Annotated in this window: 6 protein-coding genes, 3 rRNA genes and 4 pseudogenes (1 of these 13 only partly in view); 7 read left to right on the top strand and 6 right to left on the bottom strand. The window is 63.1% G+C overall.

All coding sequences use genetic code 11. The features are described 5' to 3' along the window. Positions 1-21: 21 nt before the first annotated feature. On the bottom strand, positions 22-1,323 hold the full coding sequence (locus OG609_RS19255) for an MFS transporter (protein ID WP_327278106.1): 1,302 nt from the start codon (positions 1,321-1,323) through the stop codon (positions 22-24). Positions 1,324-1,478: 155 nt separating this feature from the next. On the opposite strand from OG609_RS19255, the gene OG609_RS19250 reads away from it, so the two are divergent. From OG609_RS19250 to OG609_RS19230, 5 genes are all read left to right on the top strand, one after another. Further along, entirely contained in the window at positions 1,479-2,036 is a 558-nt protein-coding gene (locus OG609_RS19250) for a MarR family winged helix-turn-helix transcriptional regulator (protein ID WP_327273955.1), read from the top strand. 691 nt (positions 2,037-2,727) lie between these two features. Beyond that, positions 2,728-4,253, top strand: a 16S ribosomal RNA gene (locus tag OG609_RS19245). 299 nt (positions 4,254-4,552) lie between these two features. Then, a 23S ribosomal RNA gene (locus OG609_RS19240) occupies positions 4,553-7,677 on the top strand. Positions 7,678-7,756: 79 nt separating this feature from the next. Further along, positions 7,757-7,873: ribosomal RNA gene (gene rrf, locus OG609_RS19235) — 5S ribosomal RNA — on the top strand. Together the 16S, 23S and 5S rRNA genes form the textbook arrangement of a ribosomal RNA operon. A 766-nt stretch (positions 7,874-8,639) precedes the next feature. Then, positions 8,640-8,921, top strand: coding sequence for a hypothetical protein (locus OG609_RS19230; protein ID WP_327273954.1), 282 nt, complete (start codon positions 8,640-8,642; stop codon positions 8,919-8,921). Between the two features lie 825 nt (positions 8,922-9,746). On the opposite strand, the pseudogene OG609_RS19225 reads toward OG609_RS19230, so the two are convergent. The 4 genes and pseudogenes from OG609_RS19225 to OG609_RS46215 all read right to left on the bottom strand — a co-directional run. Continuing rightward, positions 9,747-9,920: pseudogene (locus OG609_RS19225) on the bottom strand (TipAS antibiotic-recognition domain-containing protein); the annotation flags it as partial. Positions 9,921-10,048: 128 nt separating this feature from the next. Continuing rightward, positions 10,049-10,561: a hypothetical protein gene (locus OG609_RS46220; RefSeq protein ID WP_442818080.1), complete on the bottom strand. Its 513-nt coding sequence runs from the start codon at positions 10,559-10,561 to the stop codon at positions 10,049-10,051. Further along, on the bottom strand, positions 10,536-10,802 hold the full coding sequence (locus tag OG609_RS19215; RefSeq protein ID WP_327273953.1) for a hypothetical protein: 267 nt from the start codon (positions 10,800-10,802) through the stop codon (positions 10,536-10,538). Before OG609_RS19215 ends, OG609_RS46220 begins: the two co-directional genes overlap by 26 nt. Positions 10,803-10,897: 95 nt before the next feature. After that, positions 10,898-11,161 (bottom strand): annotated as a pseudogene (locus OG609_RS46215) (helix-turn-helix domain-containing protein); the annotation flags it as partial. Between OG609_RS46215 and OG609_RS19210 the strand changes: the two are divergent. Then, positions 11,160-11,300 carry a hypothetical protein gene (locus OG609_RS19210; protein WP_327273952.1) on the top strand — a complete coding sequence of 47 codons (141 nt, stop codon included), beginning with the start codon at positions 11,160-11,162 and terminating at the stop codon, positions 11,298-11,300. The pseudogene OG609_RS46215 and the gene OG609_RS19210 sit on opposite strands and share 2 nt — an antisense overlap. A 245-nt stretch (positions 11,301-11,545) precedes the next feature. Here the strand turns inward: OG609_RS19210 and OG609_RS19205 are convergent. Next, a pseudogene (locus OG609_RS19205) lies at positions 11,546-12,010 on the bottom strand (NAD(P)H-binding protein); the annotation flags it as partial. Between the two features lie 85 nt (positions 12,011-12,095). On the opposite strand from OG609_RS19205, the pseudogene OG609_RS19200 reads away from it, so the two are divergent. Continuing rightward, a pseudogene (locus OG609_RS19200) lies at positions 12,096-12,216 on the top strand (winged helix-turn-helix transcriptional regulator) (it continues 293 nt past the right edge of the window).

Raw genomic sequence — 12,216 nt, 5'->3', positions numbered from 1 at the left:
CGCCTGTACCGCTCCACCGCCTCAGCGAGTGGTGACGGCGGAGGCAACCACGGGCTCGGCCTCCGGCAGTGACACGGCCACCACCCTGGACGGCACCGTCTCGATCGAAGGCTGATCCTGTACGGGAGTGAGCCGCCGGCCGAGCCGCAGTGCCAGCACCGTGATGCCCAGCGAGAACAGCACGAACGTCACGATGTACGGGCCGTGCAGCGTCGCCCCCATCGGCCCGCCCACGGCCGGTCCGACCGCCAGCGCGAGCTGCTTGCAAAGGGCGAACGCGGAGTTGTACTGCCCGACCATCGACTCCGGCGCCAGATCGGCGACCAGGGGCGCCACGGTCGGCGACAGCATCGACTCACCGAGCCCGAACAGCGCGTACGTGGAGATCATCGCGGCCGTTGCCATGGTCTGGCTGCCGTGCCCGAGCCCCGCGTACCCGGCCACGATCCAGGCGAAGGCCCAGATCAGACCGACCGAGGCGATGACCCGGCTGCGCCTGCGGCGCTCCACCAGACGCAGCACGACGAACTGAGCCACGACGATGACGGCGGTGTTGGCGGCCAGCGCGATACCGAGCGTCGAGGGCTGGATTCCGGCGGCCTCGGTGCCGTACGCCGCGAGCCCGGACTCGAACTGTCCGTAGCAGGCGAAGAACAGCACGAAGCCCAGCACACACAGCTGCACCATGGCCCGGTGCGAGAGCAGCGACCGCAGCCCGCCCGGCGCCTTGGAACCGTCGGTGGGCCTGGCGTCGGAGAAGGAAGGCGTACGGGACAGCCGCACCGTGGCGGTGATGACACCGAGCACGATGAACATCGCGGCCTCGATGAGGAACAGCAGGGTGAAGGTCTCCGGCCGACTCGTGTCGACGATCTGTCCGCCGACCAGCCCGCCGATGCCGAGCCCGAGGTTCTGCAGGAAGAACTGCATGGCGAAGGCGCGAGTGCGGGTGGCGGTGCTGGAGCACCACACGAGCATGGTGGCGAGCGCCGGCTGCATGACCGCCGTACCCGCGCCGAGAACCGCGGCCGACAGCACGGCGGCGGTCACATCCGACGACAGGCCGAGGGCGGCAGCACCCAGGGAAGCGACGACCGAGGCGACGACGAGTACGGGCAGCGGCCCGCGCCGGTCGATGGCACGCCCGGTGAACGGCAGAACGGCGAGCGCTGCCATGGCGAAGACCGCCAGCACGACTCCCGCCGTACCGGCACCCAGATCCCGTACCTGTGCCACATAGACGTACAGATACGGAACGGTGAACCCCAGCCCGAACGCGCTCAGCGCGCTCCCCAGCTGGATCCGCCGCAGTGCTGCACCCATCTCCCTGGTCACACTCACCTACCTCAAGGTCTCGAAGCGACTTGCCGAGCCATCCGAACGACTCGAACCCGAAGACTTTAGCACTAAAGTTAGAAGCTCAACAATTCAGACCGAAGGACTTCGACGGCTATTGAGGGCGTGCGATACTGCCCGCCATGCCTGACACCACCGAGCAGCCCGGCCCCCAGGAGCCGAGCCTCGACGAGCAGATCGCCGCCTATCAGCGCGAGTTCCGTGACCTGGACCCCCAGGTCGAGCAGGTCGTCTCGGCCCTGGGCCGACTGAACCGCCGGATGAACGTGGCGTACGGACGCCAGGTCGCCGCCCTCGGCATCAGCAACGCCGAGTGGGAAGTCCTCAAGACCCTGGTCCTGGCCGGCTCCCCGTACCGCCTGGGCCCGGGAGAGCTGGCCAAGCGCCTCGGTCTCACCCCGGCGGCGATGACCCACCGCATCGATCGCATGGCGGGCGAGGGCCTGGTCACCCGCGACCGGGACGAGAACAACCGGGTGCGTGTGATCGTCGAGCTGACCGACGAGGGCCGTACGAAGTGGCTGGAGGCGATGCGCATGGCCTCCGACTTCGAGGAGGACCTGCTCCAGGACCTCACGGGCGACGAACGCGGCGTCCTCGGCGACATGCTGATCCGCCTCCTGCGCCGCGTGGAACACGCCCAGCCGGACGCCGGCGGCCGCCTCACCGACCTGGACTGACCAGGGCCGGACGATCGGGGAACGAGCGGTGAAAACGGCTTGACCTGGCGGGGTTGACGCACCTCTCGCTGATCCGTAAAGTTCTCCGAGTTGTCGTGGAGCCGGAACGGTTCCCCGGCAGCCGATCCCGCCGCTACTGCGGCAACCAAAACTCTGCATGGTCTCCCGCTCGGGATGATTTCGGTATGCCGGAATTCATTTTGAGGGTGCGGTTATGAATTGCGGGGGCGAATCCGCTAGAGTTTCGGTGTCGGAACGGCTCAACGGCCGGGAAGACAAACCTCGCTGACTGGGAATCAGGCCCGAAAGGATCTGATAGAGTCGGACTCGCCGGAAAGGGAAACGCGAAAGCGAAGAACTGGAAAGCGGCCCCGTTTCGACCGGGAATCGGACACGAAAGAGTCTGGTAGAGTCGGAGACGCAAGACCGAAGGGAAAAGCCCGGAGGAAAGCCCGAGAGGGTGAGTACAAAGGAAGCGTCCGTTCCTTGAGAACTCAACAGCGTGCCAAAAGTCAACGCCAGATATGTTGATACCCCGGCCTGTTTCGGCAGGTTGGTGGTTCCTTTGAAAGTCCTGCCGGGCCTCACGGTTCCGGTGGGCAATTTACACAGCGAGGACGCTGTGAACGATCGGTCTTATTCCGGCTGATCGTTCCGCTCTCGTGATGTGTGTCCCGATTACGGGAAAACATTCACGGAGAGTTTGATCCTGGCTCAGGACGAACGCTGGCGGCGTGCTTAACACATGCAAGTCGAACGATGAAGCCCTTCGGGGTGGATTAGTGGCGAACGGGTGAGTAACACGTGGGCAATCTGCCCTTCACTCTGGGACAAGCCCTGGAAACGGGGTCTAATACCGGATAACACTCTGTCCCGCATGGGACGGGGTTGAAAGCTCCGGCGGTGAAGGATGAGCCCGCGGCCTATCAGCTTGTTGGTGGGGTGATGGCCTACCAAGGCGACGACGGGTAGCCGGCCTGAGAGGGCGACCGGCCACACTGGGACTGAGACACGGCCCAGACTCCTACGGGAGGCAGCAGTGGGGAATATTGCACAATGGGCGAAAGCCTGATGCAGCGACGCCGCGTGAGGGATGACGGCCTTCGGGTTGTAAACCTCTTTCAGCAGGGAAGAAGCGAAAGTGACGGTACCTGCAGAAGAAGCGCCGGCTAACTACGTGCCAGCAGCCGCGGTAATACGTAGGGCGCAAGCGTTGTCCGGAATTATTGGGCGTAAAGAGCTCGTAGGCGGCTTGTTGCGTCGGTTGTGAAAGCCCGGGGCTTAACCCCGGGTCTGCAGTCGATACGGGCAGGCTAGAGTGTGGTAGGGGAGATCGGAATTCCTGGTGTAGCGGTGAAATGCGCAGATATCAGGAGGAACACCGGTGGCGAAGGCGGATCTCTGGGCCATTACTGACGCTGAGGAGCGAAAGCGTGGGGAGCGAACAGGATTAGATACCCTGGTAGTCCACGCCGTAAACGTTGGGAACTAGGTGTTGGCGACATTCCACGTCGTCGGTGCCGCAGCTAACGCATTAAGTTCCCCGCCTGGGGAGTACGGCCGCAAGGCTAAAACTCAAAGGAATTGACGGGGGCCCGCACAAGCAGCGGAGCATGTGGCTTAATTCGACGCAACGCGAAGAACCTTACCAAGGCTTGACATACACCGGAAAGCATCAGAGATGGTGCCCCCCTTGTGGTCGGTGTACAGGTGGTGCATGGCTGTCGTCAGCTCGTGTCGTGAGATGTTGGGTTAAGTCCCGCAACGAGCGCAACCCTTGTTCTGTGTTGCCAGCATGCCCTTCGGGGTGATGGGGACTCACAGGAGACTGCCGGGGTCAACTCGGAGGAAGGTGGGGACGACGTCAAGTCATCATGCCCCTTATGTCTTGGGCTGCACACGTGCTACAATGGCCGGTACAATGAGCTGCGATGCCGCGAGGCGGAGCGAATCTCAAAAAGCCGGTCTCAGTTCGGATTGGGGTCTGCAACTCGACCCCATGAAGTCGGAGTTGCTAGTAATCGCAGATCAGCATTGCTGCGGTGAATACGTTCCCGGGCCTTGTACACACCGCCCGTCACGTCACGAAAGTCGGTAACACCCGAAGCCGGTGGCCCAACCCCTTGTGGGAGGGAGCTGTCGAAGGTGGGACTGGCGATTGGGACGAAGTCGTAACAAGGTAGCCGTACCGGAAGGTGCGGCTGGATCACCTCCTTTCTAAGGAGCACTTCTTACCGGGCTTGCTCGGTCAGAGGCCACTACGTCGGCAAATGTTCGGCGGTGGTTGCTCATGGGTGGAACGTTGACTATTCGGCACGACAGGTTGTTTTTCACTAGTACTGCTTCGGCGTGGAACGTGGGAAGGGATCGGTTGTGTCGGGCACGTTGTTGGGTATCTGAGGGTACGGCCGTAGTGGTCGCCTTCAGTTGCCGGTCCCAGTGAACTCGCCTTTCGGGGTGGGGTGATGGGTGGCTGGTCGTTGTTTGAGAACTGCACAGTGGACGCGAGCATCTGTGGCCAAGTTTTTAAGGGCGCACGGTGGATGCCTTGGCACCAGGAACCGATGAAGGACGTGGGAGGCCACGATAGGCCCCGGGGAGCTGTCAACCGAGCTTTGATCCGGGGGTGTCCGAATGGGGAAACCCGGCAGTCGTCATGGGCTGTCACCCGCTGCTGAACACATAGGCAGTGTGGAGGGAACGAGGGGAAGTGAAACATCTCAGTACCCTCAGGAAGAGAAAACAACCGTGATTCCGGGAGTAGTGGCGAGCGAAACTGGATGAGGCCAAACCGTATGCGTGTGATACCCGGCAGGGGTTGCGCATGCGGGGTTGTGGGATCTCTCTTTCACGGTCTGCCGGCTGTGAGACGAGTCAGAAACCGTTGATGTAGGCGAAGGACATGCGAAAGGTCCGGCGTAGAGGGTAAGACCCCCGTAGCTGAAACATTAACGGCTCGTTTGAGAGACACCCAAGTAGCACGGGGCCCGAGAAATCCCGTGTGAATCTGGCGGGACCACCCGCTAAGCCTAAATATTCCCTGGTGACCGATAGCGGATAGTACCGTGAGGGAATGGTGAAAAGTACCGCGGGAGCGGAGTGAAATAGTACCTGAAACCGTGTGCCTACAAGCCGTGGGAGCGTCGCTGTTGTTCTTCGGAGCAACGGTCGTGACTGCGTGCCTTTTGAAGAATGAGCCTGCGAGTTTGCGGTGTGTTGCGAGGTTAACCCGTGTGGGGAAGCCGTAGCGAAAGCGAGTCCGAATAGGGCGTTTCAGTAGCACGCTCAAGACCCGAAGCGGAGTGATCTAGCCATGGGCAGGTTGAAGCGGAGGTAAGACTTCGTGGAGGACCGAACCCACCAGGGTTGAAAACCTGGGGGATGACCTGTGGTTAGGGGTGAAAGGCCAATCAAACTCCGTGATAGCTGGTTCTCCCCGAAATGCATTTAGGTGCAGCGTCGTGTGTTTCTTGCCGGAGGTAGAGCACTGGATAGGCGATGGGCCCTACCGGGTTACTGACCTTAGCCAAACTCCGAATGCCGGTAAGTGAGAGCACGGCAGTGAGACTGTGGGGGATAAGCTCCATGGTCGAGAGGGAAACAGCCCAGAGCATCGACTAAGGCCCCTAAGCGTACGCTAAGTGGGAAAGGATGTGGAGTCGCAGAGACAACCAGGAGGTTGGCTTAGAAGCAGCCACCCTTGAAAGAGTGCGTAATAGCTCACTGGTCAAGTGATTCCGCGCCGACAATGTAGCGGGGCTCAAGCGTACCGCCGAAGTCGTGTCATTCGTACATGTATCCCCAACGGGAGTACGGATGGGTAGGGGAGCGTCGTGTGCCGGGTGAAGCAGCCGCGGAAGCGAGTTGTGGACGGTTCACGAGTGAGAATGCAGGCATGAGTAGCGATACACACGTGAGAAACGTGTGCGCCGATTGACTAAGGGTTCCTGGGTCAAGCTGATCTGCCCAGGGTAAGTCGGGACCTAAGGCGAGGCCGACAGGCGTAGTCGATGGACAACCGGTTGATATTCCGGTACCCGCTTTGAAACGCCCAATACTGAATCAGGCGATGCTAAGTCCGTGAAGCCGGCCCGATCTCTTCGGAGTTGAGGGTAGTGGTGGAGCCGACGAACCAGACTTGTACTAGGTAAGCGATGGGGTGACGCAGGAAGGTAGTCCAGCCCGGGCGGTGGTAGTCCCGGGGTAAGGGTGTAGGCCGTGTGGTAGGTAAATCCGTCACACGTTAAGGCTGAGACCTGATGCCGAGCCGATTGTGGTGAAGTGGATGATCCTATGCTGTCGAGAAAAGCCTCTAGCGAGTTTCATGGCGGCCCGTACCCTAAACCGACTCAGGTGGTCAGGTAGAGAATACCGAGGCGTTCGGGTGAACTATGGTTAAGGAACTCGGCAAAATGCCCCCGTAACTTCGGGAGAAGGGGGGCCATCACTGGTGATCCGATTTACTCGGTGAGCTGGGGGTGGCCGCAGAGACCAGCGAGAAGCGACTGTTTACTAAAAACACAGGTCCGTGCGAAGCCGTAAGGCGATGTATACGGACTGACGCCTGCCCGGTGCTGGAACGTTAAGGGGACCGGTTAGCTGACTTTCGGGTCGGCGAAGCTGAGAACTTAAGCGCCAGTAAACGGCGGTGGTAACTATAACCATCCTAAGGTAGCGAAATTCCTTGTCGGGTAAGTTCCGACCTGCACGAATGGCGTAACGACTTCTCGACTGTCTCAACCATAGGCCCGGTGAAATTGCACTACGAGTAAAGATGCTCGTTTCGCGCAGCAGGACGGAAAGACCCCGGGACCTTTACTACAGTTTGATATTGGTGTTCGGTTCGGCTTGTGTAGGATAGGTGGGAGACTTTGAAGCAGCCACGCCAGTGGTTGTGGAGTCGCCGTTGAAATACCACTCTGGTCGTGCTGGATGTCTAACCTGGGTCCGTGATCCGGATCAGGGACAGTGTCTGATGGGTAGTTTAACTGGGGCGGTTGCCTCCTAAAGAGTAACGGAGGCGCCCAAAGGTTCCCTCAGCCTGGTTGGCAATCAGGTGTTGAGTGTAAGTGCACAAGGGAGCTTGACTGTGAGACCGACGGGTCGAGCAGGGACGAAAGTCGGGACTAGTGATCCGGCAGTGGCTTGTGGAAGCGCTGTCGCTCAACGGATAAAAGGTACCCCGGGGATAACAGGCTGATCTTCCCCAAGAGTCCATATCGACGGGATGGTTTGGCACCTCGATGTCGGCTCGTCGCATCCTGGGGCTGGAGTCGGTCCCAAGGGTTGGGCTGTTCGCCCATTAAAGCGGTACGCGAGCTGGGTTTAGAACGTCGTGAGACAGTTCGGTCCCTATCCGCTGTGCGCGTAGGAATATTGAGAAGGGCTGTCCCTAGTACGAGAGGACCGGGACGGACGAACCTCTGGTGTGCCAGTTGTCCTGCCAAGGGCATGGCTGGTTGGCTACGTTCGGAAAGGATAACCGCTGAAAGCATCTAAGCGGGAAGCCTGCTTCGAGATGAGTATTCCCACCAACTTGATTGGTTAAGGCTCCCAGTAGACGACTGGGTTGATAGGCCAGATGTGGAAGCCCGGTAACGGGTGGAGCTGACTGGTACTAATAGGCCGAGGGCTTGTCCTCAGTTGCTCGCGTCCACTGTGTTAGTTCTGAAATAACGAACGGCCGTGTTGTGTTCCGGTGTTGGTTAATTTCATAGTGTTTCGGTGGTCATTGCGTTAGGGAAACGCCCGGTTACATTCCGAACCCGGAAGCTAAGCCTTTCAGCGCCGATGGTACTGCAGGGGGGACCCTGTGGGAGAGTAGGACGCCGCCGAACTCCTTTTACGGGAAAGCCCCGCACCTCTGGTGCGGGGCTTTTCTGCGTTCACAGGGCCGGGAGGTGCGACAATCCTGCGGTGCCTGACGAGTCATAGTGCTGGTACCGGGGCCGTTTGGTCCTTGGCCCGTTCAAGCCGTGCGAGGCCGACGAGCTTGAAGGTCTCGAGCGGGAGATCGGGCTGCCTCTGCCGGCGCCGTACCGCTCGTTCCTGGGAGCTGCAGGCGGGAAGAGTCTTACCTCCTCGGTTCACTTGCCGGATTGCGAATCGGAGCCACTTCAGAGCTTCGGCGACCTTTATCAGCTCGGCCGTGCCGACCTCGGAACCAGCGTGGTTGTTCAGTCTGCGTTGGTGTCATGCCCACTCGGCAAGACCTCTATCGAACTCGTACGGCCCGACCGAACTCGTACGGCCCCACGTGCTCGTCCTCGACGCCTTCGCCATGCGTCGGCTCTCCGCAGCCCACGCCGACGACCTCCACGAGTTGGTCAGCGAATGACGGGGCCGGCCTGTGATCACCACCAACAACCGGGCACCTGGCGACCGATATCGCCTTTTCTCCGGCCTCGTCGCCGCCGAGTCGTTCATAGACCGCCTCTTTCGGATCACCGCGCGGTTCTACATCCCCACCCCTCTGGTCCTGGAGCGACGGCTGTCACTCAATCCGTGTCCCGGTGAGGGCGATGTTTTCGCTCGTCAGGCATAAGGCGGGTGACTTCGTGGGAGTCGCGGCCTGTAGTTTCGTCGCTCCCCGGGAGGTCGCGGATGCCGTCGATCGTCGGACTACTGGAACAGCAAGAGGTCGCTGCTCGCCGTCGAGTTGGCGGGCTGCGTGAAGAGGCCGACCGCATCCAGGCCGAACTGGCCGCAGCCGAGCAGGAAGGGCAGGAGCGGGCGATCGCCCGCAGGCGGGTCGATACGGTGCTGGCTCCGGACGGCGGCAACACCGCCGACGTCAAGGTCGCCCAGGATCCGCGGGATGTGGATGCGCAGCTCGGCGCCCCAGGATGCGGCGAAGCCGAAGACCATGGTGCCGGTGTGGCGTGAACAGCCCGGCGGCAGGTAGGCACGGCGTGATCGACGTTGCGGTCATCGGCGCCGCGGTGTCCGGGGCGTACGCCGCCCGGCGACTGCTCGGCCCGGAAGCCAAGCCCGCTCTCCGACGCCAACCAACCTGTGCGTCTGCGGATCGGCGTGGTCGACCGGTCAGGGCTGGGTCTACGGCGCGCTCACCCAGGCCGAGCTGATGCTCGAGGAGCACTTCGGCCTTGTGTCCCCGTCCGAAGTGGCACTCGCCGGACGTCTACCTCGGCCCGTAAGCCGCCAAGGCGGCACGTCGGCCGGGCAACCACGGACGGTCGTCGCGCACCGTGCCAGGGGTACGGCTTCCCGCTCACCGGCAGCGACGGCAACGGCAACGGCAACGGCGCGATGCATCCTGCTGTCGGCTTCGGATCCCGGTCGGCACCCTCACGGACGCGCGCGGACGGTTGCGCAACTCCTTGACCGGGCCCCGCCTCCGGCGGCGCCGGCGGAAGGCGTAGACCCGGTCCCATGCGGGGAGGTCCGCGGGCATCGCCCGCCACTTGATGCCGTTGTCCGCCGTTGTCCACCAGATAACGGACCGCGCTGATCATCTGCCGGTGGCAGTAGTTCTCGGGCTGCCCGGCCCTCCATCCAGCCAGGCACCGGCAACACCGCCCGGATCTCGGTTCACTCATGTCCGACGGAGACCGCCCACACGCTCAGCCTGAATGGCCGCGTTCCCGTAATCATGCGATGGAGCAGCCGAGTTGGACGCGGACGCGTAGAGTCGATCGGGCACAGCCCGCGCTGTGGGTAGGTGTCTCGATGGCGGCGGGCCAGTGCTTCTCAGTTCAGACAGGATGTGGCGTAGGCGTCGATGGCGGCCCGCTGGTATGCGGCCAGGCCCGGAACGACCGCCTCGTACGCCGCTCGCCACTGCTCGTTGCTCACACAGGAACGGCCGATCGCGTGGTATTCCTCGGCGGAGACGGGGCGCAGTGCGGTCAGTGCCTGGTACCGGGGCCGGTCTTTCCGGCCCTGGTCAGGACCGTAGAAGCTGCCGCTGCGGCAACTTCAAGCCCAACACCCGTGATTTCCCCGCTCCCCCTCCGCACCTCGGAGTGCGGGTATGCCCAGACGGGTGTATGTCAACGTTCCGCCGTCTGCGAGCAACGGCCGGGTTGTGCAGCGGGACATCTGGCGACGGACCCGGCTCCAGCTGTCTTCGCCGAGGTCGGCTTCACACCGCTGCTGAGCGAGGTCGCCGTGTTGTGGAGCGGCAAGCCCGTCGCAGTTCGGCTCGACGACCTGGAAAAGATATGTGTGGGCGCTGGGCTGCACGGTCGCCGACCTGACGCAGGCCGAGCCAGAGGCTCACCGGGTTGTGCGGGAGTGGGACTCACGCGTTCGCCCAGAGGGCTACGTCGGCCGGGCTCCGGGTCCGCCCCCGTGCCAGATGTCGCCTTCAGCCGTACAGTGCCGCCGACGCCCGGGGCCGCAGTAGCGATCTGCTCCCGCAGTCCAGGTGGGCTCAGCACCTCCACGCGGGCGCGCAGCCTGAGGATCTCGCCCTCCGCATGTGTGAAGTTTTCGATCGGGATGAGGACGCGGCGCCAGCCACCGGGGCGCTCCTCCTCACCCGCCTCGGCCGCGTCGGCCACCGCCCGCACCGCCAGTTCCCGCAGCCGCGCCAATCCGGCCGGTCTTCTCGTCCATGGACAGCACCACCCCACCGTCGGGTGGGGTGAGGAACAGGCCGCAGATGTCGGCGGCCCGCTGCCAGAAGTCCGGCGTGTCCCGGCGGGTGAGCCAGCCCCGCACCTGGTGCGGTTTAGGGTCCAAGTCCGCCACGATCCGGCCGACCTGGGACGGCGAGATCGCGGCGAAGAGCGTGCCAGCCACCTGAGTGGCGATCCTCTGGTGGGACCAGGTCGACTCCGGGTGCGGGGGCGTGCTGGTGGCTGTGGCCACCGCTGCCCGTAGATACGGAGCCGGCTGGGCCGTTTCGCGTCCTTGAGAGCGGCCAGGGCACTGGCGGCGAACCGGCCCCGCCACTTGTGCACGGTGTTGACGCTGACCTTCAGCTCACGTGCGATCGCAGCATTGGTTAGTCCGTCGGCCGCGGCGAGGATGATCTCTGCCCGCAGTGCCTGCCGCACCTGCGCGGTCACTGACGCTGCCAGCCGCCGCAGGCGTGTTCGCACCGGCACGGCGAGTTCCACCACAACCGCCGTCGGGACAGCCTTGGTTGCGCAAGGCATGAAACTGTCCTGGCTGCGCAGGGTCTTTGCTCTGGGACTACGCGAGGGCCGCTGCGAGCGAGGAACGGGGCTCGCGGCCGAGGAGTTGACGCAGGTCGCCGCCGTGCGGGACATGAATCCGGCAGCGATGGCGGAGTAGGTGCCCACCAGCATTGGCACCTGGAACGGCTTGGCGTCGGAAGCGGCGATGTGCGCGCGGGCCTGGGCGAGTGTCTCCGGCTCATAGGTGACGTGCGGCCCTTGTGCGTGCGCGAGGTCGGTGCCGCCGATGGCCTGCTCACCGACGAGTTCGTAGACGCGCCCCGCATGGTCGGGGGCCTCCACAGCCACACGTACCGCGGCATCGGCCAGATCCGCGCGTGCCACGGCTGCCAGCCGACCCTCGCCGAGCGGGGCAGTGATCCGCCCGTCCGCCGATGGCGCCGCGAGCCAGGCCAACAGCTCTGCATACAAGCCATTGCGCAGGATCGTCCAGGCCATGGTGCTCTCCTGGAGCCGACGCTCGGTCCAGCGGTGCGGCAGGGCGTAGGGGAGATGGTCGCCGTCAGCGGTGAGGCTTGTATAGACGACATGCTCCACCCCGGCCTTCTCGGCCGCGTCGATGGCGGCATCGTGCCGGGCTATGACGATGTCATCCTCGCCGTAGCCTGCGGAGATCATCAGCAGCACGTCCACGCCTTCGAAACCCGTGATGAGTGTGTCGGGATGGTCGAAGTCGATGCGGCGGACAGGCAGCGAAGCCTGAGGCTGCTGAGGATCACGCGTTCCAAGGACGGTGTCGTCACGGCCGGCCAGCTGCTCGGCGATCAGCGCGCCCAAGCCGCCGGTGGCTCCAGTAACCAGGATCATCAGGGTCTTCCCGTTCCGGTAGGTTCTCTTCGGTAACCGGGATCATCCTGCGGGTTTGCGCCAGGGAGCGTAAGGAGGCACTTCGATGTCAGTGGGGCACACGGAGGTGACCACCGAACCCGTCGTCAGCTGTGGGGACGAGCACGAGGACTGCGGGATCCGCGAGGTGCTCGACCGGATCGGGGACAAGTGATCGGTCCTGATCG

The sequence above is a fragment of the Streptomyces sp. NBC_01224 genome, from assembly GCF_036002945.1.
GTDB lineage: Bacteria > Actinomycetota > Actinomycetes > Streptomycetales > Streptomycetaceae > Streptomyces.
Note: the sequence above shows the minus strand (reverse complement) of the source record. Positions and strands in the feature narration are given on the sequence as shown.

Coding starts and splice junctions, on each gene's coding strand:
- OG609_RS19255 (WP_327278106.1), bottom strand. CDS start 1,323: ATGGGTGCAGCACTGCGGCGGATCCAGCTGGGGAGCGCGCTGAGCGCG.
- OG609_RS19250 (WP_327273955.1), top strand. CDS start 1,479: ATGCCTGACACCACCGAGCAGCCCGGCCCCCAGGAGCCGAGCCTCGAC.
- OG609_RS19230 (WP_327273954.1), top strand. CDS start 8,640: ATGCCGTCGATCGTCGGACTACTGGAACAGCAAGAGGTCGCTGCTCGC.
- OG609_RS19210 (WP_327273952.1), top strand. CDS start 11,160: ATGAAACTGTCCTGGCTGCGCAGGGTCTTTGCTCTGGGACTACGCGAG.